This is a genomic window from Streptomyces sp. NPDC054765, from assembly GCF_053612065.1.
In genome coordinates this window covers 26,956-51,077 of sequence record NZ_JBSHBP010000021.1, presented here as the reverse complement: position 1 = coordinate 51,077, position 24,122 = coordinate 26,956, and the positions used below count along the sequence as shown (strand labels likewise).

At 72.6% G+C, this 24,122-nt stretch carries 20 protein-coding genes and 1 riboswitch; of the genes, 9 read left to right on the top strand and 11 right to left on the bottom strand.

The window, feature by feature from the left end; all coding sequences use genetic code 11:
* Complete coding sequence (locus ACWGJY_RS16065) at positions 1–1,155, bottom strand: ROK family protein (protein ID WP_453261420.1); 1,155 nt, start codon at positions 1,153–1,155, stop codon at positions 1–3.
* Positions 1,156–1,220: 65 nt separating this feature from the next.
* Here ACWGJY_RS16065 and ACWGJY_RS16060 point away from each other — a divergent pair, with 65 nt between their 5' ends.
* Positions 1,221–2,333, top strand: a complete 1,113-nt coding sequence (locus tag ACWGJY_RS16060; protein ID WP_453261467.1) for a Gfo/Idh/MocA family oxidoreductase — start codon at positions 1,221–1,223, stop codon at positions 2,331–2,333.
* A gap of 149 nt (positions 2,334–2,482) precedes the next feature.
* Here ACWGJY_RS16060 and ACWGJY_RS16055 read toward each other — a convergent pair whose 3' ends face one another.
* The 3 genes from ACWGJY_RS16055 to ACWGJY_RS16045 form a co-directional block, all read right to left on the bottom strand.
* Complete coding sequence (locus ACWGJY_RS16055) at positions 2,483–3,340, bottom strand: fumarylacetoacetate hydrolase family protein (RefSeq protein WP_453261419.1); 858 nt, start codon at positions 3,338–3,340, stop codon at positions 2,483–2,485.
* Positions 3,341–3,479: 139 nt separating this feature from the next.
* Positions 3,480–4,568, bottom strand: a complete 1,089-nt coding sequence (locus tag ACWGJY_RS16050) for a YidC/Oxa1 family membrane protein insertase (protein WP_453261418.1) — start codon at positions 4,566–4,568, stop codon at positions 3,480–3,482.
* Between the two features lie 96 nt (positions 4,569–4,664).
* Positions 4,665–4,976, bottom strand: a complete 312-nt coding sequence (locus ACWGJY_RS16045) for a DUF6412 domain-containing protein (RefSeq protein WP_453261417.1) — start codon at positions 4,974–4,976, stop codon at positions 4,665–4,667.
* Positions 4,977–5,138: 162 nt separating this feature from the next.
* On the opposite strand from ACWGJY_RS16045, the gene ACWGJY_RS16040 reads away from it, so the two are divergent.
* The 3 genes from ACWGJY_RS16040 (at position 5,139) to ACWGJY_RS16030 (ending at position 9,527) form a co-directional block, all read left to right on the top strand.
* The gene (locus tag ACWGJY_RS16040; protein ID WP_453261416.1) at positions 5,139–7,037 is read left to right on the top strand and encodes an AMP-dependent synthetase/ligase; all 1,899 of its coding nucleotides are present in this window, start codon (positions 5,139–5,141) and stop codon (positions 7,035–7,037) included.
* Positions 7,038–7,248: 211 nt separating this feature from the next.
* A complete protein-coding gene (locus ACWGJY_RS16035) occupies positions 7,249–7,896 on the top strand; it encodes a DUF4142 domain-containing protein (RefSeq protein WP_453261415.1) in 648 nt (215 codons plus the stop codon).
* A 167-nt stretch (positions 7,897–8,063) separates the two neighbouring features.
* Positions 8,064–9,527: a DUF1996 domain-containing protein gene (locus ACWGJY_RS16030; protein ID WP_453261466.1), complete on the top strand. Its 1,464-nt coding sequence runs from the start codon at positions 8,064–8,066 to the stop codon at positions 9,525–9,527.
* Between the two features lie 201 nt (positions 9,528–9,728).
* Here ACWGJY_RS16030 and ACWGJY_RS16025 read toward each other — a convergent pair whose 3' ends face one another.
* On the bottom strand, positions 9,729–10,529 hold the full coding sequence (locus ACWGJY_RS16025) for a PucR family transcriptional regulator (RefSeq protein WP_453261414.1): 801 nt from the start codon (positions 10,527–10,529) through the stop codon (positions 9,729–9,731).
* A 577-nt stretch (positions 10,530–11,106) separates the two neighbouring features.
* Here ACWGJY_RS16025 and ACWGJY_RS16020 point away from each other — a divergent pair.
* From ACWGJY_RS16020 to ACWGJY_RS16010, 3 genes are all read left to right on the top strand, one after another.
* The gene (locus ACWGJY_RS16020) at positions 11,107–11,856 is read left to right on the top strand and encodes a hypothetical protein (RefSeq protein ID WP_453261413.1); all 750 of its coding nucleotides are present in this window, start codon (positions 11,107–11,109) and stop codon (positions 11,854–11,856) included.
* On the top strand, positions 11,853–13,403 hold the full coding sequence (locus ACWGJY_RS16015) for an NADH-ubiquinone oxidoreductase-F iron-sulfur binding region domain-containing protein (protein WP_453261412.1): 1,551 nt from the start codon (positions 11,853–11,855) through the stop codon (positions 13,401–13,403). The genes ACWGJY_RS16020 and ACWGJY_RS16015 overlap by 4 nt, the downstream gene beginning before the upstream one ends.
* 186 nt (positions 13,404–13,589) lie before the next feature.
* On the top strand, positions 13,590–14,555 hold the full coding sequence (locus ACWGJY_RS16010; protein ID WP_453261411.1) for an SCO0930 family lipoprotein: 966 nt from the start codon (positions 13,590–13,592) through the stop codon (positions 14,553–14,555).
* Here the strand turns inward: ACWGJY_RS16010 and ACWGJY_RS16005 are convergent.
* The 4 genes from ACWGJY_RS16005 to ACWGJY_RS15990 all read right to left on the bottom strand — a co-directional run bounded on the left by ACWGJY_RS16005 (position 14,533) and on the right by ACWGJY_RS15990 (position 18,649).
* Positions 14,533–16,113 (bottom strand): sodium:solute symporter family protein, encoded by a 1,581-nt coding sequence (locus ACWGJY_RS16005; RefSeq protein ID WP_453261410.1) that lies wholly within the window; start codon positions 16,111–16,113, stop codon positions 14,533–14,535. The genes ACWGJY_RS16010 and ACWGJY_RS16005 overlap by 23 nt on opposite strands.
* Positions 16,110–16,343, bottom strand: a complete 234-nt coding sequence (locus ACWGJY_RS16000) for a DUF3311 domain-containing protein (protein WP_453261409.1) — start codon at positions 16,341–16,343, stop codon at positions 16,110–16,112. Before ACWGJY_RS16000 ends, ACWGJY_RS16005 begins: the two co-directional genes overlap by 4 nt.
* Before the next feature lie 75 nt (positions 16,344–16,418).
* Positions 16,419–17,204, bottom strand: coding sequence for a class E sortase (locus ACWGJY_RS15995; RefSeq protein ID WP_453261408.1), 786 nt, complete (start codon positions 17,202–17,204; stop codon positions 16,419–16,421).
* A 68-nt stretch (positions 17,205–17,272) separates the two neighbouring features.
* Positions 17,273–18,649, bottom strand: coding sequence for a DUF445 domain-containing protein (locus ACWGJY_RS15990; protein ID WP_453261407.1), 1,377 nt, complete (start codon positions 18,647–18,649; stop codon positions 17,273–17,275).
* 281 nt (positions 18,650–18,930) lie between these two features.
* Between ACWGJY_RS15990 and ACWGJY_RS15985 the strand changes: the two genes are divergently transcribed.
* Entirely contained in the window at positions 18,931–20,241 is a 1,311-nt protein-coding gene (locus tag ACWGJY_RS15985; protein ID WP_453261406.1) for an SGNH/GDSL hydrolase family protein, read from the top strand.
* Between the two features lie 25 nt (positions 20,242–20,266).
* Here the strand turns inward: ACWGJY_RS15985 and ACWGJY_RS15980 are convergent, their stop codons facing one another.
* A complete protein-coding gene (locus ACWGJY_RS15980) occupies positions 20,267–20,980 on the bottom strand; it encodes a DUF1707 SHOCT-like domain-containing protein (RefSeq protein ID WP_453261405.1) in 714 nt (237 codons plus the stop codon).
* A 297-nt stretch (positions 20,981–21,277) separates the two neighbouring features.
* On the opposite strand from ACWGJY_RS15980, the gene ACWGJY_RS15975 reads away from it, so the two are divergent.
* Complete coding sequence (locus ACWGJY_RS15975) at positions 21,278–23,479, top strand: transglycosylase domain-containing protein (protein ID WP_453261404.1); 2,202 nt, start codon at positions 21,278–21,280, stop codon at positions 23,477–23,479.
* A gap of 117 nt (positions 23,480–23,596) precedes the next feature.
* On the opposite strand, the gene ACWGJY_RS15970 is transcribed toward ACWGJY_RS15975, so the two are convergent.
* Entirely contained in the window at positions 23,597–23,917 is a 321-nt protein-coding gene (locus ACWGJY_RS15970; protein WP_453261403.1) for a DMT family transporter, read from the bottom strand.
* 33 nt (positions 23,918–23,950) lie between these two features.
* Positions 23,951–24,011: riboswitch (guanidine-III (ykkC-III) riboswitch) on the bottom strand.
* Positions 24,012–24,122: the final 111 nt, after the last annotated feature.

Here is a 24,122-nt window from a genome sequence, read left to right as displayed (position 1 = left end):
TCAGGGGGCGCCGCGCCCGGCCGCGAGGCAGGGCCGCCGCGCCCCGAACAGCGGCGCAAGCACCAGCTCCGCCGCCCCGTCCGCGACCGCCCGCGCACCGCCCCGGGCGAGCGCCACCGGCACCGCGCCCCCGGCCCTGCCGCGGGCGTGCGCCTGCTCGTCGAGCGCCTGGGTCACGCCCCCGAGGAACGCGTCGGGATGGTCCAGTACGGTGCGCCCGCCGAGCAGCACCCGGTCGATGTCCAGCAGTTCGACGAGGTTGGCGGCGCCCACGCCCAGCGCCCGTGCCGCGCCCGGCAGATCGCCGCGGGCCACCGCCGCCAGGCACAGCGCCTCGATACAGCCGCGCCGCCCGCAGCTGCAGGGCGGACCGTCCCACTGCACGATCTGGTGACCGAACTCCCCGGCGCCGGTGCGCGGGCCGCGGTAGAGGGAGCCGCCCAGGACGAGCCCGGCGCCGAGGCCGGTGCCCAGATGGAGGTATCCGAACGAGCCCGCGCCCGACGGTATGCCCTGGACCAGGCCGAGTGCCGCCGCATTGGTGTCCTTGTCGAGGACGACGGGCAGACCGAGCCGTTCGGCGAGCGCGTCCCGCAAGGGGAAGCCGTCCCACCGGGGCGCGCCGGTGACCCGGTGCAGGACGCCGGTGGTGTGGTCCAGCGGGCCGGGGCAGGCCACCCCGGCGCCCAGCACCGGCACCCCGCCGGCCTGCGCACACAGCGCGGCGACCTCCCGTCCGGCGGTGGCGAGCACCTGCTCGGCGCCCGCTTCGAAGGCGAGCGGGGCACGGCGTACGGCGACCGCCTCACCCGTGAGGTCGGCGAGTACGGCGGTGAGCTCGTCGCGGTCCAGGTGCAGCCCGACGGCGTGCCGGGCGCCGGGGACCAGCCGCAGGACGGTGGCCGGCTTGCCGCCCGTGGAGGCGCGGCGGCCCGCCTCGGCGGCCAGGCCGTCGGCCCGCAGCCGGGCGGTGATCTTGCTGACCGCCTGCGGGGTCAGCCCGGTGCGGGTGGCGAGCTCCAGCCGGCTGACCCCCGCCTCGCCGGCCGCGCGCAGCAGCCCGAGCACCAGCGCGGCGTTGTGGCCGCGCAGGGCGGGGAGATTGGCGCCCGGAGGGCCGGCGAGGCCGCCGTGGGAGATGTCGTTGCTGCTCACCCACCCATTGTCCGCATCGCTTGCACTTTGGCAACACCGTTGCTTAAGTGGAAGCCATGAGCGAGATGAGCGACTCCCCCGGCACCGGTACCCCCCAAGAACCGCTCCGCGTCGGCCTCCTCGGCTACGGCCTGGCGGGCTCGGTCTTCCATGCCCCGCTGATCGCGGCCACCGACGGCCTGCAGCTCGACACCGTCTCGACGGCCCACCCCGAGCGGCAGGCGCAGGCCCGCGCCGAGCACCCGGGGGTCCGTACGGCCGACACCCCCGAGGCGGTGCTCGAACGCGCCACGGACCTCGATCTGATCGTGCTGGCGACGCCGAACAAGACGCATGTGCCGCTCGCCACCGCCGCGTTGGAGGCCGGTCTGCCGGTGGTGGTCGACAAGCCGCTGGCCGCGACCGCCGCCGAGGCCGAGAAGCTCGCCGCGCTCGCCGAGGACCGCGGTCTGCTGCTCTCCGTCTTCCAGAACCGCCGCTGGGACAACGACTTCCGCACCGCCCGCAAGCTGATCGAGGAGGGCGCGCTCGGCGACGTCCACCGCTTCGAGTCCCGCTTCGAGCGCTGGCGCCCGCGGCCCAAGGGCGGCTGGCGCGAGTCCGGCGACCCGGCGGAGATCGGCGGACTGCTCTACGACCTCGGCAGCCACCTCGTCGACCAGGCGCTGGTCCTCTTCGGCCCGGCCGTCTCCGTCTACGCCGAGTCCGAGGTCCGCCGGCCGGGCGCGGAGGCCGACGACGACTCCTTCATCGCCCTCACCCACGCGAACGGCGTCCGCTCCCATCTGTGGATGAGCGCCACCGCCGCGATGCTGGGCCCGCGCCTGCGGGTGCTGGGCAGCCGGGCGGGCTATGTGAAACACGGCCTGGACCCGCAGGAGGCCGCCCTGCGCGAGGGCCGGCGGCCCGGCGACGAGGGCGCCGGGTGGGGCGTGGAGCCGGAGTCCTGCTGGGGCCGGCTGGGCGCCGGGGCGTCCCCGCGGGCCGGGGGCGGCGAGGCCGTACCGACACTGCCGGGCGACTACCCCGCGTACTACGCCGCGGTCGCACGGGCACTGCGCGAGGGCGGCCGCCCACCGGTGACCGCCACCGAGGCCGCGGCCACGCTGCGCGTCCTGGAGGCCGCGAAGCTCTCCGCCGCCGAAGGCCGTACGGTCCGGACCGGGGAACGCGCCTGAACGCGTGCGCTCCCCGGACCGGGGAGCGCACCTGAGCGCCGCCGGTCCGGACCGAGGAGCACACCCGAGCGCCGCCGCTCCGGACCGAGGAGCACACCCGAGCGCCGCCGCTCCGGTGCAGTCAGGACGCCAAGGCTCCTGCGGGCCGCTCAGGCGGCCTTGAGTTCCTGGCGCTGGCGGCCCAGGCCGTCGATCTCCAGCTCCACGACGTCACCGGCCCGCAGATACGGCTTGGGCTCCGGCCGGCCCATGGCGACGCCGGCCGGGGTGCCGGTGTTGAGGACATCGCCCGGGTGGAGGGTCATGAACTGGCTGACGTAGCGGACCACTTCGGCCACCGGGAAGATCTGCTCGGCGGTCGTGCCGTCCTGCTTCAGCTCGCCGTTGACCCACAGCCGCAGACCGAGGGCCTGCGGGTCGGGCACCTCGTCGGCGGTCACCAGCCACGGGCCCAGCGGGTTGAACGTCTCGCAGTTCTTGCCCTTGTCCCACTGGCCGCCGCGCTCGATCTGGAAGGCGCGCTCGGAGACGTCGTGCGCCACGGCGTAGCCGGCCACCGCCGCCAGCGCCTGTTCGTCGCTGTCCAGGTAGCGGGCCCGGCGGCCGATGACAACCGCCAGCTCCACTTCCCAGTCGGTCTTCACGCTGCCCCGCGGGACCAGCACGGTGTCGTCGGGGCCGACGACCGTGTCCGGGGCCTTCATGAAGAGGATCGGCTCCCCGGGGGGCGCCGCCCCCGTCTCGCGGGCGTGGTCGTGGTAGTTCAGCCCGATGCACACGATCTTGCCGATCCGGGCCAGCGGCGGGCCGGTGCGCAGCCCGGCCGGGTCGAGCTGCGGCAGGTCGCCGGATGCCGCGGCGGCGCGGATCCGCGCCAGCTTCGCGTCGTCCGCGAGCAGTGCTCCGTCGATGTCCGGGACCAGGCCGGACAGGTCCCGCAGGACCCCTGTCCCGTCGAGCAGCGCCGGGCGTTCCGCCCCCACCGTTCCGACACGCAGCAGCTTCATCGGTTGCACTCCCGTGGTCGAAGGGTCGGCCCGGGAAAGGGATTTCCGGGCCGGCCGATGGGGGACGGCCATCGAGCGATCTGGCCGATCGTCCAAGAACGGGGTCCGGTCCGCAAGACCCCGTTCACGGACCGGATCGTTACCGAGCGGTAGTGACGATCGGCTCGGGAGCCACGCCCGCCTGCGGCTTCGCCCCGTCGGACGGACGGGCCGCGGCCTGGGAGTTGGCCCGCGCACGGGCCGCCCGCTGCCGTGCCGCGCGGCTCTTCGGCGCGCCCTTCCGGTCCGCACGCTGCGGTGCCGGACGCTGCTGCGGGGCGCGAGTCCGAGCGCCCGACGCACCGTCAGCCGGGGCGGGCGCCTGCTGTCCGCACGCGGCCGTCCGCGCGGCGGCCGGCGCCGTCCGCTCCTCGGCGGGGGCCGGCGTCCCCTCGGCCGGGGCCGGCTTGCCCTTGGCAGCGGCCGGCGCCCCTTCGGCCGGGGCCGCCGCGGTGGCCGTGTCCCTGCCGTCGCTCCCCCGGTTCCGCTGCAGCAGCGCCCGCTCGCACGCCGTCCAGGCCGTCGTCGTGACCATGTAGAGCCCGGCGGCCAGCGGCACCACGGCCACCGTGATCAGCGTGCCGAAGGACAGCAGCGGCAGCACCTTGGCCATGGAGGACATACCGGGCAGTGCCGCGCCACCGCCCGCGGCCGGCTGCGGGGCCTTGGCCACCGCGGCGCGGGCCCGCCGGAAGTTCCAGGTGGCGACCGCCGCGATCAGCACGAACAGCGCGAGATAGACCCGCCCGTGCGGCCCGAAGACACCGCCGTCCGCCAGCGCCTCGCGCCAGTGACCGCCGAGCGGCGCGCCCAGCAGCGTGTGGTCCAGGAGGCCGCCGCCCCCGGTGGAGAACAGGTGGTACATCACGAAGAAGACGGGCAGCTGCAGCAGGGTCGGCAGACAGCCTGCCAGGGGTGAGGCACCGTTCTTGGCGTACAGGTCGGACATCGCCTTCTGCAGCCGCTCGGGGTTGCCCTTGTGCTTGCGCTGCAGTTCGGCGAGCTGCGGGGCGAGCGCCGAACGGGCCTTCTCGCCACGGGCCGCGGCGCGGGCGAGCGGGTGCAGCGCCGCGCGGACGCCGAGGGTGCACAAAACGATGGTGGCGGCCATGGCCGCGGTGCCGAAGAGCGGGGCGATCGCCTCGGCGCCGTGCGCCAGCGCGTCGCCGAGAAAGCCGAACATGGACATGGGTGAGCCCTCCACGGGTCTCGTCGTGCCGGGATGTGGATTCGGCGTGACGAGCCGCGCGGGCGCGGCATGCGGTGCGGTGACCGGACCGGGCGCCTACGCGGCCGTCGGGAGGGGACGGCCCGGTGCTCGGGGGCGCGGCCGGCCGGCCGCGTCGGGATCGCGTTGTGGCAGGAAGGCCGTACGCCGCTCGCGGTCGCGCAGGGCCGTACGGATCCGGCCCGGTGGTACGGGCCGGGCGCAGGCCGCGATCAGGAAGGCGCGGCACAGCAGCAGCAGCGCGCCGGAGGTCGCGGCGGCGGTCAGGGCCGTGGTGAGCCCGGTCTGCGTGAGCAGGAATCCCGACAGGACGAAGAAGAGCGCTGAGAGGCAACGGACGCCCGGGGGCCAATCGGCGATGCGGTACATCCGGCGGCCTCCTCAGGTTGTCCGGTCGTCAAGACTTATCGGCTTCCGCTCAAGAGTAGCCACAGATCTGGGCAGCCGGGAGACCTGTCGGTAACTTGCCCTCCCTGCCGTCGGGACGGCGGCGGACCAGGGGGATTCAAGGGGGAACACCTAGGAGGTGCTGTGCGCGACATCAGCGTTCCGGCCCTGGCGGCTCCACTACGGACCGGCGGTCTCGCCGATTCCGTCTTCGACACCGCCACTCACCAGCCGGATTTCGCTCAGCTCGCACGCCGCGACGGCGGAGCGTCCGGCGGCTGGCAGGAGGTGTCCGCGGCGGAATTCCGGGACGAGGTCATGGCCCTGGCCAGGGGGCTGCTGGCGGACGGGGTCCGGCCCGGCGCCCGGGTCGCGCTGATGTCCCGTACGCGCTACGAGTGGACACTGTTCAGTTATGCGCTGTGGGCGATCGGCGGACAGCTCGTACCGGTCTATCCGACCGCGTCGGCCGAGCAGCTGCGCGGCATCCTCGTCGGGGCGCAGGTCACCGCGGTCCTCGTCGAGAACGAGGCGCAGGCCATGACCGTGGCCGAGGCCTGCACCGAGCGGGCCGGCCTGCGCCGGCTCTGGCAGCTGGACCTCGGCTGCGTCCAGCGGCTGGCGGAGGAGGGCACCCGGCTGCCCGAGGCGGCGGTGCACCGGCTGCGCCACCTGGTCTCCCCGGACAGCGTGGCGGCGATCATGTACACCTCGGGGACCACCGGGCGCCCGCGCGGCTGTGTGATCACCCATGCCAATCTCGCCGCCGAGTGCGACACCCTCTACGCGGGCTGGGGCGGGCTGCTGGCGGCGCCCGGCGAGCGTCCGTCGCTGCTGGCCTTTCTGCCCTTCGCGCACATCTACGGGCTGATGGTGCAGGTGGCGTGTCTGCGCGGCGGGGTGAAGCTCGCCCATCAGCCCGAGGTGACGTCGCAGGAGCTGCTGCCGGCCCTCGCCTCGTTCCGTCCGACGTTTCTGTTCGCGGTGCCGTACGTCTTCGAGAAGATCTGCACCCGCGCCCGGCTGGCCGCCCAGGCGGCGGGCCGGCGGCGGACGTTCGACGCGGCGATGACGGTGGCGGTGCGCTACGCGGAGGCGCTCGCGGAGCAGGCACAGGGCACCGGGCGCGGCCCGGACCCGTTCCTGCGGGCCCGGCACACGCTCTACGACCGGCTGGTGTACTCCCGCATCCGGGAGACGCTGGGCGGCCGGGTGCGCACCGCGGTCTCCGGCGGCTCACCGCTCTTCCGTGAGCTGGGGCTGCTCTTCGCCGGGATCGGCATCACCGTCTACGACGGCTACGGCCTGACGGAGACCAGCGGCGCGATCACCGTACAGCCGCCCGGCAAGGTGCGGTTCGGGACGGTGGGCCGCCCGCTGCCGGGCAGCGCGGTGCATCTGGCGCTGGACGGCGAGGTGTGGGTGCGCGGTGCGGTGGTGTTCGCCGGCTACCTCGACGAGGGCGGCACACCGGGCAGCGGGCTGTACGGCGGCTGGCTGCCAACCGGCGACCTGGGGCATCTGGACGAGGACGGCTATCTGGTCATCACCGGCCGCAAGAAGGACATCATCATCACCAGCAGCGGCAAGAGCGTGGCCCCCCAGGGGCTGGAGCAGCGGCTGTGCGCCCATCCGCTGATCTCGCAGTGTGTGGTGGTCGGCGACAACCGGCCGTACGTCACCGCGCTGATCACACTGGACCCGGAGGCGCTGGCGCACTGGCGCGGGCTGTGGGACAAACCCGGTGCGGACAGTACGGCGCCGACGCCGGAGGAGCAGCTGCAGGCGGAGGTGCGGCGGGCGGTGGCGCGGGCGAACGCCGCGGTGTCGCGGTCCGAGTCGATCCGCGCCTTCCGGGTGCTGCCGGGCGAGTTCAGCCAGGAGTCGGGGCTGATGACGCCGTCGCTGAAGCTGCGGCGGTCGGCGATCGTCCGGACGTACGCGGCGGAGATCGACGCCCTGTACGCGCAGGGCAAGCACGAGGAGCCCGGAACGCGGCGGGACCGCCGCAGAGAGGCGGCTGCCGGGCTGTACGCCCGCTGAAGCACAGGCCGGGCCGCACTGGACGGGCCCGGCCGGGCATACGGCATCCGGCGCACGTCACCCGCTTCCCCGGCCGGGCCCGCCCGCGAACCGTAGCAGTGCCGCGGCGGGCCCGGCCGTAATTTGTCCAGGGGTGAGGACCCGCACCCGCGGGCCCGGTGCGGCACTTAGCGTCCGGTGGCATTCCAGTCGTGACGACCCGGGAGGCCGTGTGCGGTCGATCCTCAGCAATTCCGCAACATCCGGGCGGACCATCGCCACCGGACTGGTGGTAGCCGCGCTCGTGGCCACGCTCGCGGCGCTGCTGCTGCCCGTCCAGCTCTTCGGCGAGTCCGCGGCCGCGGCGACCAACACCGTCGGCTACGACGACGACGGCGGCGGTACGGTCAACACCCGCTACGGTCCGCTCACCGCGATGGACCGGGACTTCGTACGCAAGGTCAAGCTGGCCGGACTGTGGGAGCTGCCCTCGGGCCGGATGGCGCAGCAGCGTGGGACGACCACCGCCGTCCGCTCGGCCGGCAACCATCTCGTGGCGGGACACACCGAGTTGAACCGGCGGGCGGAGGAGGCCGGGCGGGCGCTGGGCGTCGACCTGCCCACTGAGCCCAACGCCGCCCAGCAAGGCTGGCTCGGCCAGCTCAACGCCGCCCAGGGCAAGGACTTCGACCCGCTGTTCGCGGAGCTGCTGCGCCGGGCCCACGGCAAGGTCTTCGGGCTGGTGGCCATGGTCCGTGACCAGACCAAGAACACGATGGTGCGCGCCCTGGCGGACCGCGCCAACGACGTCGTGCTGGACCACATCACGGCGCTGGAGCACACCGGCCGGGTCGACTTCAACACCCTGCACACCAGCTGACCGGGCGCAGGTGCCCCTTACGGAGCCCCTTACGGAGCCCCTTACGGATGCGCCCACCGAACCCTCTGTGAACCACAACAGGACGACACCCCTCACACCGGACGAAGCGAAGTGATCTCATGAGGCAACGGCAACAAGCCCATAAACGCTCGCGTTTGACGAACAGAATGCTCATCGGCGCCACCGCCCTCCTGCTGGGCGGCGGCGGACTGGCCGCGTACGCCACCACGGCGCTGGCCGGCAACAACACACCGGGGGCGACGGCCGGCCATCAGCACACGGTGTCCGCCCTCACCATCTCCTGCCCCGATGTGGGCGAACGGCTGCGCACCGTCCCGCACAGCGCCCAGCTCTCGGTCTCCAAGGGGCTGTCCTCGCTCGACCGGCAGGTGCACGACGCGTACCACAAGATGATGGGCGGCAGCGGATCCGCCGTCCTGGCCCCGCTCAAGGCACAGCGGCAGAAGACCCTCACCATGATGGTCAGCGCGATCGCCAAGAACACGAAGCGGCCGGGCTACCTGCTGAAGATGAGCGGCTGCACCACCAAGCCCGTGAACGAGGGCGCCGGCGCGGGCGGCAACGACGCCACGAAGTCCGTGAAGGACGGCTGGTACCAGGGGCAGAACCAGACCACGGGCCAGACCACGGGGCAGGCCACGGGGCAGCCCCAGGGCCAGGACCCGGGACAGGGCCAGCAGGGCCAGCAGGGCCAGGACCAAGGTCAGGGCCAGCAGGGCCAGGCCGGCGGTCCCTCCCCCGATGACTTCGTCGACATCACCACCGTCCAGCCGGACGCGGGCGCCCCGCCGTTCGCCGCCCCCAAGGGGGGCAACGCCACGACGGGCACCTTCACCACCGAGTGCGGCCGCAATGAGGACGGCCACTTCAACTCCGACAACGTCATCGTGACCCCGGGCGTCAGCAACGGCGCCCACCACACCCACGACTACGTCGGCAACAAAACCACCGACGGATCCTCCACCGATCAGTCCCTGGCCGCCTCCGACACCACCTGCACCAACGGCGACCAGTCGACCTACTACTGGCCGGTGCTGCGCAAGCTGGACGGGAGCGCGGAGCAGAAGCCGGGCGCGGCACAGGACGCCAATGTCGGCTCGGTGCTGACCCCGGCCTCAGCGACCCTCACCTACCGCGGCAGCCAGGCCGGCCAGGTCCGGGCGATGCCGCGCTTCCTGCGGATCATCACCGGCGACGCCAAGGCGTTCACCAACGGCACCAAGAACGCCAACGCCTCCTGGAGCTGCACCGGTTTCGAGGACCGCCAGCTCAAGGACAAGTACCCGCTGTGCCCGAACGGCTCGCAGGTCGTGCGCACCTTCGCCTTCCAGAACTGCTGGGACGGCCAGAGCACCGACAGCGGAAACCACCGCGACCATGTGGCCTTCTCCGACCAGAACGGCAACTGCCCCGACAACTTCACCGCGATCCCGCAGCTCGTCGAACGCATCACCTACGACGTCCCGCAGGGCGACAGCTTCGCGGTGGACAGCTTCCCCGAGCAGCTGCACAAACCGGTGACCGACCACGGTGACTTCATCAACGTGATGTCGGACCAGCTGATGAGCAAGGCGGTCGACTGCATCAACGGCGGCCGCAACTGCACCTGAGGACCGCGGCAGCCCCTTGGGGGGGAAATCCCCTAAGGGGCATGCGGGCCCCTTGGGCCATGACAACGCGGCGGCCCCGACCCGGATTCCCGGGGGTCGGGGCCGCCGCTTCGCGCCGGTGGGCTGTCGGTGTACCGGAAGGCTTCCGCCGTACCGGCCGGCCGTCAGCTCAAGGGGCAGGAGGGGTCAACCGTCGGTCCTTCAAAGACCGTTGACGCGGGCCTCACGGGCCACGCCCAGCGGGCGTATGGACGAGGCGACGGCCCGCGCCCGGCGGCCGGCCCGTGCGCGGTAGCTGCGCACATGCGCCATCAGCCGGCGGCTGCGCAGCGCCATCTCAAGCTCGAAGCGGGTACGCGGATCACGCAGCACCGGGCCGAAGAGCTTCTCGATCTGGCGCAGGCGGTAGCGGACCGTCTGGGGGTGCACATGCAGCAGCTTGGCCGCCTCCGGCGCACCGCCGCCCTCCAGCCACGCCAGCAGCGTGACTTCCAGCCGCTCGCTCTGCCGGGGCGTCAGCTCCTCCAGCGGGCCGAGCCAGCGGGAGGTCAGCGCGTCCGCCAGGGACTCGTCCTGGAGCAGCAGGAGCGCCGAGAGATGGTCGTCGACGAACGCGGGCCGCGACTCCGGGCCGACCCGGCCCGGGGCCAGCGTGAGCAGATAGCGGGCCCAACGCAGCGAGGACGCGGTGTCGGTGGCCGGTACGACGTGTCCGACCGCGGCCGGCCGGCCCTTGAGCGCCGCCTCCAGGCGGGCCCGGGTCTGGGTGGCCGGGTCGGGGACGAACAGACAGGTGTAGCCGTCGACGGAGCCGATGAGCGCATGCCCGAGCGCCGCGGCGAGCTGGGCCGCCTCGGCGGGCGTGGCGAGCACGACGGCCTGGAGGGTGTCGGGGACCGGCCAGCCGGCCGCGCGGGCCAGTTCGGCCAGGCCTTCGTCCGGCAGTTCCCGTTGTCCGGCGAGCACATCGAACAGGTCCTGGCGGGCCCGTGCCACGGGCATCGGAGTGACAACGGACGGCAGTGCCCGAGGTTTACTCTCCGACTCTTTTTGGTACCCAAGAACTGTCAGCAAGGCCTGTTCAAGCGCCCAATGTGCCTCTTCTACGGGAGTATCCCCGAGAAGTGCGGACAATGCGGGAAATCCGCGTTGCAACTCCGCGACCAACTTCTCGGCGAGATCCGGTAGTTCATTTCTGACTACCCGGTTCCACTCGCCTCGGGGACGCGACCAGATGCGGTTCAGGAGATCACACATCGCTACCTCGATCCTGGCGGGGATGCGGCTATTACTGGGGATTGGCGCCCCCCGGGCGCCTGAGTCGGCATCATCCGGAGTCACCCCGCGGGACCGCGATGCCAGTGCAGGAATTTGTCACAGCGCGATAAAGCTTACGAAAGCCTGAACGCGCTCGGAGATGCTTTTACACATCCGGATTACGGCCCTGCGTATCCACCCGGTCACAGAATGTTTAGTGTTACCGGGGGTCACCGGAACAAAAGCCCCGGGCAAATAGCACCCCCGGGAGATTTCATCGAAATTCGCATCCCGCACCCGTGCCCTGACACCGGGAGGTCCGATGTCCGCACCGCGTTTGCAGAGCCGCCGCGCAGCACACCGTGCCCGGCCCTCGCCCACTTCGTCCCGCCCCCGGCGCCCTCCGCACGAACCCGGGCCGCCGGCCCGCCGACCGGCCGGCGGCTTCGCCGGAACTGCCGTACTGCGTCCGGCACTTCCGGCCGCGCTGCTGCTCTTCCTCGCCGTCATGATGCACGCCGGCGCGATGGACGGCCTGCTGAACTTCCTCGACTTCGGCGCCGGGGTGCTCGCGCTGGTCTCCCTGTCGGTCACCGTGCTGTGGGGCCTGGCCGCCACCGACCGGATGGTGCTGCACTCCGGCCACCGGCTGCTCGCCCAGGCCGTGCACCGCGGGACCGGCGTCGCCGGCCTCGGCTTCCTCGGCCTGCACATCTGGGTCAAAATCGCTGAGGGCCACACCGATGCGACGGCCGCCGCGGTGCCCTTCGCCGACGGCGCCCGGCCCGGCCTCATCGGCCTCGGCACCCTCGCCGCCTACGTGTTCGTCTCCGTCGCGGTGACCGGTGCGGTGCGCGGCGCGTTCACCGGCGTCACCGCCTCCCGGTGGTGGCGAGGGCTTCACATGAGCGCGTACGCCGCCTGGGGACTGGCCCTGGTGCACGGCCTCAGGGCGGGCCGCGCCGCGGCCGGCTACGCCCTCATCGGCTATGCCATCTGCCTTGTCGCGGTGGCCGTACGACTCGCGCTGCGCCTGCGCGACTCCCGCAGGAACACAGGAGAACTCCCATGACCGCCCCTGCTCCCACCCGCCTGCTCCCGGCCGTCGCCGGCCCGGAGCCCGTACCGACGCTGGCGTCCTTCGGTCCGCCCCGGCTGCTGGCCGGGCTCGACGAGATGCCGCGCATGGACCGGGTGGCGCATCTGTCCCGGCACGGCAGCCTGCCCCAGCTGACCTCCACGGAGCTGGTGGCGCTGGCCGAGGACATCGATCTGCGCGGCCGCGGCGGTGCGGGCTTCCCCTTCGCCCGCAAGCTGACGGCCGTCATGGACGGGATGGCGCGCGCCGACGGCAAGGGCGCGGTGGTCGTCAACGGCAGTGAGGGCGAGCCCAGTTGCCTCAAGGACACCGCGATGCTGCTGCACGCCCCGCATCTGGTGATCGACGGCGCCCTGCTGGCCGCCGATGCGCTCGGGGCACAGGAGGTCGCCATCGGCGTGACCCGCCGGGACGTCGAGGATTCGCTGCGCCGGGCGATCGCCGAACGCGGCCCGGTGCGGCCGGCTTTACGGGTCACCCTGCTGACCGAACGGTTCGTCACCGGCGAGGGCTCCGCCATGACCAACGGCCTGGGCGGCGGCGCGGGCCTCCCCTCCGGCCGCAAGATCCGCTCCAGCGAGCGCGGTCTGAACGGTGTGCCGACGCTGCTGTCCAACACCGAGACCTACGCCCAGCTCGCCGTGGCCGCCCGGCTCGGCGCGCTCGGCTACCGCACCGCGGGCCTGCCCACGGAGCCCGGCACGCTGCTGCTGACGGTCGCCGGCAGCCGGGTGGTGGAGGTGCCCTACGGGGCACCGCTGGCCCGCGTCCTGGCGCTGTGCGGCATGGACCAGGGCCAGGGCGTGCTGATCGGCGGCTACCACGGCACGTTCGTGTCGCCCACCGACGCGCTGACCGCGACGCTGTCGAAGGAGTCGCTGGCCGAGTACCACGCGGTGCTCGGTGCCGGAGCCGTGCTGCCGCTGCCGTACGACACCTGCCCCGCCGGCGAGACGGTACGCGTCGCCCAGTGGATGGGTGCCGAATCGGCCGGCCAGTGCGGTCCCTGTGTGCTGGGCCTGCCCGCGCTCGCCGACCAGCTCGACCGCGCCGTCCGGGGCGGCGGCTCCGGCGCCCTGGAAGCCGTACAGACGCGGATGCGGGCGGTCGAGAAGCGCGGCGCCTGCAGTCATCCGGACGGCACCTCGCGCTTTGTCGCCTCGGCCCTCGCCGCCTTCCCCGAGGAGTTCGAGCGCCATGCGCAGGGGTTCGGATGCGGCCGCCCGGTGACCGGAGCACTGCCGGTCACCGGGAGCAGCCCGCTGCCGTCCACCGTCCCCGCCCCGGCACCCGCCCCGTCCCGGTCCGCGGCGCCCCCGCAGGAACGGCTGCTGGTCGACTGGACGCTGTGCCGCGGCCACGGCCTGTGCGCGGACGTGGTGCCCGGCATCATCAAGCTGGGCCCGGACGGCTATCCGGAGAAGGCCAGTATGCCGCTGCCGGCCCGGATGCGGCGCCGTGCGCAGCTCGCGGTGCGCCGCTGCCCGGCACTCGCACTGCGGGTGCAGGCCGGCAACTGAGGTGCCGGGCAGGGTTTTTGCCCGCGGAGAAAATTTTTCGGCTCCGTTGAACGCCCGGCACCCCGTAGCGCGTATTCCCCCGGCGACGGCACCCCGCCGGGGCCCCGGGCCCTCACGGCACCCGGGCCGCCCTCTCAGTCACCACCTCAGCAAGCGACGCAATCACCACCCGACAGAGGAGACATCATGAGCACTCGACGTCGTGCGGGTCTCGCGGCCACGGCCCTCGCCACCCTGGCCCTGACCGCCGCCTGCGGCAGCAGCGGCAACCAGAGCGCCGGCACCCCCGCCACCGACAATGTCCAGCCGGCCGGCCAGGGCACCAGCAACTACGGCTACGGCTCCTCCGGCAGCGGCGACGACGGCAGCGGCGGCGGCCAGGCGGGCGGCGACAGCGGCAATGCCCCGCAGGCCGCGCCCAGCGCCGGGACGCTGGCCCTGCATCAGGACGCCGAGCTCGGCCCGGTCGTGACCGACTCCAAGGGCATGACCCTCTACCGCTTCGACAAGGACACCGCGGAGCCGTCCAGGTCCAACTGCTCCGGCTCCTGCGCCACGGCCTGGCCGGTGGTCCCCGCCGACGGCGCCAGTGCCCCGGCCGGTATCGACAAGAGCAAGCTGGGGTCGGTCACCCGCGCCGACGGCACCAAGCAGCTCACCATCGGCGGCTGGCCCGCCTACCGCTTCGCCAAGGACACCCAGCCCGGCGACACCAAGGGCCAGGGCGTGGGCGGCACCTGGAACGCGCTGGCCGCCGACGGCAAGAAGGCCGGCGCCCAGAAGCCCGGCGACGTCTCGGTGCTCAACCAGCCCCAGCTCGGCTCCCTCCTCGTCGACGGCATGGGCCGCACTCTCTACCGCTTCAACAAGGACAGCGCCTGGCCGATGAAGTTCGGCTGCAACGACGCCTGCCTGGACACCTGGAAGCCCGCCAAGCCCGCCGACCGCTCCAAGCTCAACGGCATCGCCCCCAAGCTCATCTCCACCGTCACCCGCCCCGACGGCACCCGTCAACTGGCCGTCGACTGCTGGCCGGTGTACTGGTTCACCGGCGACAAGCAGCCCGGTGACATCAACGGCCAGGGCAAGATGGGCCTGTGGTTCGCGGTCTCCAAGGAGGGCAAGAAGATCACGACGCCGCCGGCCGGCTGACCGCCGCGCCCCGCGGCAACGCACCCTCCCGGGGGAACTCGTCGTCCAGCGCCAGCACTTCGGCATCCGGCCTCCCGTCCGTATCGCGCGGCCCCCGCCAGGTGACCACGAGCGCCACCGCCACATTCACGGCGAGAGCGACGATCCCCGCGTTCATCCCCCAGAGCGGGTCGTGTCCCCCGAAGACCAGGACACAGACGAGCGCACAGCCCGCCACCAGGCCGCTCACCGCGGCGCACCGCGTCAGCCGCCGCCACACCAGCCCCAGCAGCAGCATCGGCACGAGCTGTGCCATGCCCTCGTACGAAATCAAGGACAGCCGGACGAGGGTGTCGGGGGCGGTGTAGGTCAGCAGCAGCGCCAGCGCGCCGGCCACCACCACGACCAGCTGCGACCACAGCTTCTGACGCCCGCCCGCCACCGCCCGCCACCGTCCCTCCCCGGAAGCCTCCCCGGCTGCCCCGCCGCCCGGACGCGGCAGCGCGCCCAGCACGCTCCTCCCCCACATCGTGCCGATGACCAGCATGAACACGGCCATCGGCACGATGGAGGAGAGCGCGGCGGCCACCCCGATCAGCCCCACGGCCCAGGCCGGAAGGGAGTCCACCACCATGGTGAAGAGCGCGAGATCGGAGTCCGCGCCCACCAGTCCGGGCACCACGAAGAGCGCCGCCATCCCCAGCAGCACCGGCACGAACAACAGCACGTTGTAGAACGGGAGGTACAGGGCGTTGCGGCGCAGCGCATCGGCGCTGCGGGCACCCAGATAACCCGCCACGGTCGTCGGGAAGACCACCACCGTGAGGGAGTTGACGACGGTGGTGGTGGCGAACCAGACCATGCCCAGTCCGCCCGACGCATGGCCGGGGAAGGTCAGCCACTGCGGCTTCTCGGCGACGAGCCGGTGCAGGAGGGGCCCGTAGCCGCCGAAGTGGTGCAGCGGCAGATAGACCGCGAGGAAGCCGAGGGTGGCGATGACCAGGACGTCCTTGAGCACCGACACCCGGGCGCTGCCGCGCAGCCCGCTGACCACGACAAAGCCGGTGGTGACGGCGAAGGCTATGAAATACGCCCAGTTGAGGCTGATGGCACCGTAGGAAATGGTGGAGACGACCACGCCCATGCCGGTGATCTGCAGCTGGATGTACGGCAGCAGGCAGACGGTGGCCAGCAGGGCGACGGCGGCGCCGAGCCGGGGCGAGCGGTAGCGGTGCGCGACCATGTCGGTGATGCCGACCAGATCGTGCCGGCGGGCGTAGGCCCACAGCATCGGCCCGACGACATAACCGAGCGCATAGCCGCAGGACATGTAGGCCAGCACATAGAGGACCGGGGCGCCGGAGTGGTAGCCCCAGCCGGCCGCGCCGAGGTAGCTGAAGCTCGTATAGCTCTCACCGGCCATCAGCACCCAGATGAAGACGGGCCCCAGGCTCCGGCCGCCGACCGACCACTCGGCAAGGCCCCCACCGGTGCCGCGGCCGCGCACCGCGAACAGGCCGAGGGCGACCGTGAGCACCATGAAGCCGCCGAAGACCGCGGTGGAAACCACGGCGTTCACCGCCGGCCCCGCTCGATGTCACCGCGCCGCGCCAGCCACACCGACAGCGGTGTCGCCAGCGTCGCCACCAGCATCCAGAAGAACAGGAACGGCAGACCCAGCACGGTGGGCGTCACCCGGTTCACCAGCGGCAGCACCGCCAGGAACAGCACATACGGCAGCAGCAGCCACAGCAGCGCGGGACGCTTTCTCGAACCCGGGGATCGCCCTCCGGAGGACTCGTTTCGCATGGGGCGAGAGCCTAAGGGCTTGCCGGGAAGCAACACCTTGATTCCGGCAAGCCCTCAGGTGACGCACCGCCGCCCTCACCGTGACTGTGCCGACCGCAACACACCCCAGACCACCAGCCGGTAGGTGGAGGTGTACTCCGGCGTACAGGTCGTCAGGGTCAGATAGGCGCCGGGCGCCGTGAAGCGGTAGGCGGGGTGCACGCTGCTGTACGGGACCGTGGCGAGGACCGTGCCGTCGCCGGGTGTGGTCCGCGGCAGGGTGCGCCGGACGACATAGGTGTACCGGGCCCGGTCGGTGTCGAGGAGGACGGTGTCGCCGGTGCGCAGCCGGTCGAGGTGGCGGAACGGCTCGCCGTGGGTGTTGCGGTGTCCGGCCAGCGCGACATTGCCCGCCTCACCGGGCTGTGCGCTGTGCGGATAGTGGCCCACATAGCCCTTGTTGAGGACCGCGGCCTTGCCGACGCCCTGGGCGACGGGGGCGGTGAGGCCGATCCGGGGGATGCGCAGGACGGCGTACGCCAGGTCCGGGCCGGGCGGCGGGAGCCGGCCGGCGGTGCGGTGGGCGGGCGTACGGGGCGGCGGGGTGCTTCGCGCGGATTGCGCCGCCGCGCCGTCGTCACCGGGCCCTGCGGGCGCGGCGGGTGACGGCGGCCGTGCGTCCCACTGCCGCTCCAGCCGGGCCACCTGGTCGTGCGCCGCGTGCTGCGCCTGGCGGTTGGTCCACCACAGCTGGTGGACGACGAGCAGCAGGAGTACGGCGCCGAGCGTCACGGCCAGCTCCGCACCCGTCCACAGCGCCCGCGCGGTACGGGAGCGACGGGTGCGCCGCCCCTGTACGACTACCGGTATCCGCTCCCGCACGCGGGCACCGTAAGCCCTGCGGGCGCAAGCCGCCAGAGCCGGCGCACGGTCCGGTCCGCGGGCGGGGGTCAGCCGCCGAGGGCCTGTGAGACGGCGTAGATGGCGAGGCCGGCCAGGGCGCCGACGACGGTGCCGTTGATGCGGATGAACTGCAGATCACGGCCGATGTGCGCCTCGATCTTCTTCGAGGTGTGCTCGGCGTCCCAGCCGGCGACGGTGTCGGTGATCAGGGAGGTGATCTCGCTCTGATAGGTCGTCACCACGTAGACGGCCGCGCCCTCCAGCCAGCCGTCCACCTTGTTCTGCAGCCGCTCCTCGCCGGCCAGCCGCCGGCCCAGGGACAACAGCCCCGCCCGCACCCGCAGCCGCAGTTCGCTGCGCTCGTCCTCGGCGGCGGCGACGATCATCGCGCGCACCGAGCCCCAGGCCGAGGCGATCAGATCCTGCACCTCACCACGCCCCAGCACCTCGGACTTCAGCCGCTCGACCTTGGCCCGGGTCTGCGGGTCGGACTGCAGATCGCCCGCGAAGTCCCGCAGGAAGCGGTCGACCGCCCCGCGCGCCGGATGCTCGGGCATGTCCCGCATCTCGGTGACGAAGCGCATCAGCTCCTTGTAGACCCGGTCGCCCACCTTGCGGTCGACGAACCGCGGGGTCCATCCGGGCGCACCGCCGGAGACCGCGCTCATGACGGAGTCACCGTGCTCGACCAGCCAGTCGTGGGCACGGGCGACGATCAGATCCACCACCCGCTTGTGGCCGCCCTCGGCGACGATCTTCTCCAGCATCGTGCCGATACCGGGCGCGATCTCGACCGCGTCGGCCCGGCGGGTGATCGCCTCGCCGACCACCGCCTGCACATCGGCGTCGCGCAGCACGGTCAGCGCGCCGCGCAGCGCGGTGGACAGCTCGGCGGTGACCCGGTCGGCATTGCCGGGCTCGGCGAGCCAGCCGCCGAGCCGGCGGCCGATGCCGACGGAGCGCAGCCGGCGGCGGATGACCTCACCGGACAGGAAGTTCTCCCCGACGAAGTCACCCAGGCTCTGCCCCAGTTGGTCCTTCTTGGTGGGGATGATGGCGGTGTGCGGGATCGGCAGTCCCATGGGCCGCTTGAACAGTGCGGTGACCGCGAACCAGTCGGCCAGCGCACCGACCATCCCGGCCTCCGCCGCCGCCGCGACACATCCCGTCCAGCCGCCCGCCCCCGAGGCCCCGGCCCATTTCGCCAGCACATAGACCAGCGCGACGGCCAGCAGCAGGCCGGTGGCCAGCGTCTTCATCCGGCGTACGGCGCGCCGGCGCTCCTCGTCGGCGGCGCCGTAGGGGAACCCGCCGGCCTCGGCCGGCCGGGCCACCGGCGTCGCGTCCGGCGCCGGGCCCCGTCCCCCGTCCGGCGCCGGGCCCTGTCCCCCGTCCGGCGCCATGTCCGCTGTTGTGCGTTCCATCCGCTCCACCGCTCCCACCGTGCCCCCGCCATCCATCCGGACTGTCCTGCTCCGCACGCCGGCCGGCGGTCCGGCCGTATGTGTCCCACTGTGACCTACTCCTGGAACGAACCACGAGTTCCCCGCGTCCATGCCAGAAGGCGTCGAGGGGCGCCGGGCGGCACCCCGGAGGTCCGTGGGATCATGAGGGACCGATCGGACCGCAACGGTGCCGCTGATCATCCGCTGCCCTTGCCCGCCCGGAGCGTGTCGCTCCGCTTTACCCAGGAGACCCCTCCCGCATGACGAAGAGTGTGGGTTACTCCCTGCTCGCCGGTCTGGCGGCAGTGGTGGTGCTGATCTCGACCGCGATATTCGTCGGCTTCGGCGGCGACGACGGCGGGCTGGGCAGTTCCTCGCACAAGCCACGCGACCCGGCCGCGCCCGCGGCCTCCGGGCAGTGGGTCGGCACCTGGTCGGCGGCCGCGGCGGCGGCCGAGCCCGGCACCCTGAACGGCTACGCGGGCATGTCGATACGCAACGTCGTGCACACCAGCGTCGGCGGCTCCGGCGTCCGCATCCAGCTCTCCAACCTCTACGGCACCCGCCCGCTGGTGGTGAGCCATGCCACCCTCGCGCTGGCCGCGGCCCCCAGCGACCCCACGGCCGCGAGCGGCACCATGCGGCGGCTGTCCTTCGGCGGCAAGCCCGCGGTGACCATTCCGGCGGGCGGCGCGGTCACCAGCGACCCGGCCCGGCTGAAGGTGCCGGGCGACGCGGACCTGCTGGTCACGACGTACTCCCCGGCGCCCTCGGGGCCCGCCACCTACCACCCGTACGCCCGGCAGACCTCCTACCTGGCGCGCGGCGACCGCGCCGAGGACGCCACCGGCGCCGCCTACACCGAGCAGAGCCCGTACTGGCGCTATCTGACCGGTGTGGACGTGTGGAGCACCCAGGCCCGCGGCTCGGTCGTCGCGATCGGCGACTCGATCACCGACGGCATCACCTCCACCGCCGGCGCCAACCACCGCTGGACGGACTTCCTCGCCGCCAGGCTGCGCAACGAGCCCGGCGCGCCCCGCTACGGCGTCCTCAACCAGGGCATCAGCGGGAACCGGCTGCTGGTCAACGGCTCCCGGTTCTCCCCCAACAACGGGCCGAGTGTGCTCTCCCGCCTGGACCGCGACGCACTGTCGCGGACCGGTGTGAAGGCGGTGATCGTCGAGATCGGGCTGAACGACCTGTTCAAGTCCCCGCGCCAGCTCGACCCGCAGAAGATCGTCGCGGGGATGCGGGAGCTCGTCCGCGAGGCGCACGCCCGCGGTCTGCGCGTCACCGGCAGCACCCTTACGCCGTTCGGGGGGCACCGCGGTTACTCCACCCTGCTGAATTCGGTCCGCGAACGGGTCAACCGCATCATCCGCTCCGGCACCGTCTACGACGAGGTCGTGGACTTCGACAAGGCACTGCGCGACCCCGCGGCGCCGGGTCGGCTGCGCCCCTCCTACGACTCCGGTGACCATCTCCACCCGAACGACGAGGGCTTCAGGGCGATGGCCGGCACGGTGAACCTCGCCCACCTCAAGCTGGCCGCGCCCGCCTCGCTCTGACGCGAACGGAGCAGACGCCGCCGCCTCAGTCCAGCTCCCCCCGCGGGCCGTCCTCGAGGCGGCGCTGCTCGCCCTTGACGCGGCGCTGCTCCTCCTTCAGACGGCGCTTCTCGGCCCTGGGCACCTTGCGCTCGACACCGACGCCGCCCATCAGCGCCAGGCCCCTGACGATCACGCGGGGCGCGCCGGGCTCGCCCGGGACGCCGTCCTCGCGCGAGTCGAAGCCGCCCATGATGCCCAGCCCGCGCACCTCGATCTCGACGCCCGGCGGCACCACGATGTTCACCCCGCCCATGAGCGCCCAGCAGGTGATGACGACCTCGGGCCCGGCGAAGTGCGCCTCGCGCAGATCGATCTCCCCGCCGCCCATGAGGCAGGCCGCCGTGAAGCGGCGCCCGATCGTCCACCGGCCCTTGCGCTGGAAGCCGCCCATGACGGCGATGCCGGCCCCGGAACCGTCCGTGCCGCTGACGATCCGCTCCGCCCACGGCGCCGGCGCCCCGCTCTCCTTGCGCAGCGACAGCGGGGCCGGGGCCGGGGCCGGGGCCGCCGCGCCCACCGGCAGATCGGCGGTGAGCGGCTCCAACTCCCGGTAGGTACGGGCCTGGTACGCCGCGTCGAGCCGCTCGTCGAACTCCTCCATCGCCAGCCGCCCTTCCGCGACGGCGTCCCGCAGGATCTCGGCGACCCGCTCACGGTCGGCGTCGGAGGCGCGCAATGCAGGGAGGTCCTCAGTCATACGGACACATTAGAGCGCCGAACACCCGAAGCCCCCGCTCCGCCCGGTATCCGCCACGATCCGGCCACCCGCGTACAGCTCGCCATCGCGTTATCACCGCTTCGGGTGAGCCGTGGGCGCCGTTCAGCCGGTCAGCTGGCGGACTCCGGTGCGCGCCACCCCGTCTGACCGGGGCACATGATGCGAGAGTTTCCCAACGGGCGGCAGTTGCTCTTGCGGCGTACCGCGCGAATCCCCCGACACGACACCGACCGCCGCAGTACAACCTTCGGCGGCGGCCGAGGAGTCCACACCGATATGAGCGGACAACGCACCGGCTGGCGCCGTGTCATCCCCACCTGGCGCATGGTGCTGGGCACCGTGCTGCTGTTCCTGCTGCTCGTCATCGGCGGGCTGGCCGCCGGCTATCTGCTCGTCGGCATCCCGCCGGCCAACAGCGCCGCCAAGGCCCAGAGCACCATCTATCTCTACTCCGACGGCTCCGAGCTGGCCCGCGACGGCGAGATCAACCGGCAGAACGTCACCCTCAGCCAGGTCCCGAAGTCCGCCCAGCAGGCCGTACTCGCCGCCGAGGACCGCGACTTCTACTCCGAGTCCGCGGTCGATCCCGCGGCGATGCTCCGCGCCGCCTGGAACACCGTGACCGGCAAGGGCAAGCAGTCCGGCTCCACCATCACCCAGCAGTACGTGAAGAACTACTACCTCGGCCAGGAACAGACCGTCACCCGCAAGGCCAAGGAGTTCTTCATCGCCATCAAGCTGGACCGCGAGGTGAGCAAGGACAACATCCTGGAGGGCTACCTCAACTCCAGCTACTACGGCCGCAACGCCTACGGCATCCAGGCCGCGGCCCAGTCGTACTACGGCCGCAACGCCGAGCAGCTGACCCTCGCCCAGGGCGCCTACCTCGCCACCCTCCTCAACGCCCCCAGCGCCTACGACATCAGCGCCCACCCCGGCAACCGCGACCGGGTGCTGGCGCGCTGGAACTACGTCCTGGACGGCATGGTGACGAAGAACTGGCTCGGCGCCGCCGACCGGGCCGCGCTGGAGTTCCCCGTGCCGAAGCCCGCCAAGCCCTCCTCGGGGCTGTCCGGCCAGCGCGGCTACCTCGTCGAGGCGGTCAAGGACTACCTCACCGACAACAAGATCCTCGACGAGGACACCCTGCGCGGCGGCGGCTACCGCATCACCACCACCATCGGCAAGAAGCGCCAGAACGCCTTCGTCAAAGCGGTCAACACCCGGGTGATGGACCGCCTCGACAACTCCCGCAAGGTCGACGGCTACGTCCGGGCCGGCGGCGCCTCCATCGACCCCGCGACCGGCCGGGTCGTCGCCCTCTACGGCGGCATCGACTACGCCAAGCAGTTCGTCAACGGCGCCACCCGCAGCGACTACCAGGTCGGCTCCACCTTCAAGCCGATCGTCTTCGCCTCCGCCGTACAGAACAACTCCACCACCCAGGACGGCGCCCAGATCACCCCCAACACCGTCTACGACGGCACCAACAAGCGGATGACGGTCAGTCACGGCTCCCGCACCGGCTTCGCGCCCGCCAACGAGGACGACCGCTCCTACGGCCCGATCACCGTCACCGAGGCCACCGACAAATCCGTCAACGCCGTCTACGCCCAGATGGGCATCGACGTCGGCCCCGGCAAGGTCAAGGCCACCGCCGTCGACCTGGGCATCCCCGCCGACACCCCCAGCCTCGCCTCGTCCCAGGGCGCGATCTCGCTCGGCACCGCCACCCCCAGCGTCCTGGCCATGACCCAGGTCTACGCCACCCTCGCCCACCACGGCACCCACCGGCCGTACACCCTGGTCGACAAGATCACCAAGAGCGAGGAGGACGTCGAACTGCCCGAGCGCGAGGAGACCACCGCGATCCCGCGCGCGGCCGCCGACACCACCACCTCGATGCTGCGCAGCGTCGTCGACGGCGGCACCGGCACCGCCGCCCAGGGCGCCGGGCGGCCCGCGGCCGGCAAGACCGGCACCGCGGAGAACGACAAGGCCGCCTGGTTCGCGGGCTACACACCCGATCTCGCCACGGTCGTCGCCGTCCTGGGCCAGAACCCGGAGAGCGCCGCCCAGGAGCCCCTGTACGGCGCGGGAGGACTCTCCCGGGTCAACGGCGGCGACTACCCCGCGCAGATCTGGGCCGACTACACCGCGGCCGCGCTGAACGGACGCCCGGTCCGCGATTTCGACCTGCAGGTCGAGGAGGGCGCACAGCCGGCATCCCCCGAGCCGTCCGGCAGTGACTCCGCCTCGCCCAGCACCTCCGGCTCGCCGTCCGACGGCCCGACCGGCTCCGCCACCCTCCCCACGCCGCCCACCGGCGCCCCGACCCGGCCGACCGCCGGACCGCCCACCCCCACGCTCCCGCCCGAGCCCACCCCGACCGCCGAACCCACCAACGACTTCCCGACCCTGGAGCCCCAGAGCGACGACCTGGAGCAGCGGCTGCAGCGGCGGTGGGGCAGCGGGTAGCGACGTGGCCCCGCAGGGGAATGCCGGACCGGGACGTCCTGCGGGTGAGGGGACGCGGAGCGCCGTACGGGAAGGAGCGCCGTACGGGAGACGACCGGCACGGGTGCGGACGGACCGTCAGTGCCCCGATGTCGCCTTGAGGCCGACCACCGCCACGAGCAACAGGCAGATGAAGAAGATCCGGGCCGCCGTGGCCGGCTCGCCGAGCACCATCATGCCGACCAGCGCCGCACCGGCCGCCCCGATGCCCACCCACACCCCGTAGGCCGTACCGATCGGCAGGGTCCGGGCCGCGTACGAGAGCAGCAGCATGCTGGCCACGATGCCCGCGCCGGTGAACACACTGGGCCACAGCCGGGTGAAGCCGTCGGTGAACTTCATGCCGACCGACCAGCCGACCTCCAGCAGGCCGGCGACCAAGAGCAGGATCCATGCCATGACGGGCACCTCCGCGAAACGAGCTTCACCAGGGGTGCGTCGTCTTGTCATGACCCGGTACGGCGCGTCTCGTCGGGTGCTTCCCGAGGCTAGCAAAGGGCAGCGGAACGGGCGGTGACCACGGTCACCGCCCGCCGGGCCCCGCGCGGGGCCCCCCCGGGGCCCCCCGGGAAGGACGAAAACCGGGGGAATATAAAAAAAAGAA

What these genes read in the sequence shown, in the direction of transcription:
- ACWGJY_RS16060 (WP_453261467.1), top strand. Translation starts at nt 1,221, where the DNA reads ATGAGCGACTCCCCCGGCACCGGTACCCCCCAAGAACCGCTCCGCGTC.
- ACWGJY_RS16055 (WP_453261419.1), bottom strand. Translation starts at nt 3,340, where the DNA reads ATGAAGCTGCTGCGTGTCGGAACGGTGGGGGCGGAACGCCCGGCGCTG.
- ACWGJY_RS16050 (WP_453261418.1), bottom strand. Translation starts at nt 4,568, where the DNA reads ATGTCCATGTTCGGCTTTCTCGGCGACGCGCTGGCGCACGGCGCCGAG.
- ACWGJY_RS16045 (WP_453261417.1), bottom strand. Translation starts at nt 4,976, where the DNA reads ATGTACCGCATCGCCGATTGGCCCCCGGGCGTCCGTTGCCTCTCAGCG.
- ACWGJY_RS16030 (WP_453261466.1), top strand. Translation starts at nt 8,064, where the DNA reads ATGCTCATCGGCGCCACCGCCCTCCTGCTGGGCGGCGGCGGACTGGCC.
- ACWGJY_RS16025 (WP_453261414.1), bottom strand. Translation starts at nt 10,529, where the DNA reads ATGCCCGTGGCACGGGCCCGCCAGGACCTGTTCGATGTGCTCGCCGGA.
- ACWGJY_RS16020 (WP_453261413.1), top strand. Translation starts at nt 11,107, where the DNA reads ATGTCCGCACCGCGTTTGCAGAGCCGCCGCGCAGCACACCGTGCCCGG.
- ACWGJY_RS16015 (WP_453261412.1), top strand. Translation starts at nt 11,853, where the DNA reads ATGACCGCCCCTGCTCCCACCCGCCTGCTCCCGGCCGTCGCCGGCCCG.
- ACWGJY_RS16010 (WP_453261411.1), top strand. Translation starts at nt 13,590, where the DNA reads ATGAGCACTCGACGTCGTGCGGGTCTCGCGGCCACGGCCCTCGCCACC.
- ACWGJY_RS16000 (WP_453261409.1), bottom strand. Translation starts at nt 16,343, where the DNA reads ATGCGAAACGAGTCCTCCGGAGGGCGATCCCCGGGTTCGAGAAAGCGT.
- ACWGJY_RS15990 (WP_453261407.1), bottom strand. Translation starts at nt 18,649, where the DNA reads ATGGAACGCACAACAGCGGACATGGCGCCGGACGGGGGACAGGGCCCG.
- ACWGJY_RS15985 (WP_453261406.1), top strand. Translation starts at nt 18,931, where the DNA reads ATGACGAAGAGTGTGGGTTACTCCCTGCTCGCCGGTCTGGCGGCAGTG.
- ACWGJY_RS15980 (WP_453261405.1), bottom strand. Translation starts at nt 20,980, where the DNA reads ATGACTGAGGACCTCCCTGCATTGCGCGCCTCCGACGCCGACCGTGAG.
- ACWGJY_RS15975 (WP_453261404.1), top strand. Translation starts at nt 21,278, where the DNA reads ATGAGCGGACAACGCACCGGCTGGCGCCGTGTCATCCCCACCTGGCGC.
- ACWGJY_RS15970 (WP_453261403.1), bottom strand. Translation starts at nt 23,917, where the DNA reads ATGGCATGGATCCTGCTCTTGGTCGCCGGCCTGCTGGAGGTCGGCTGG.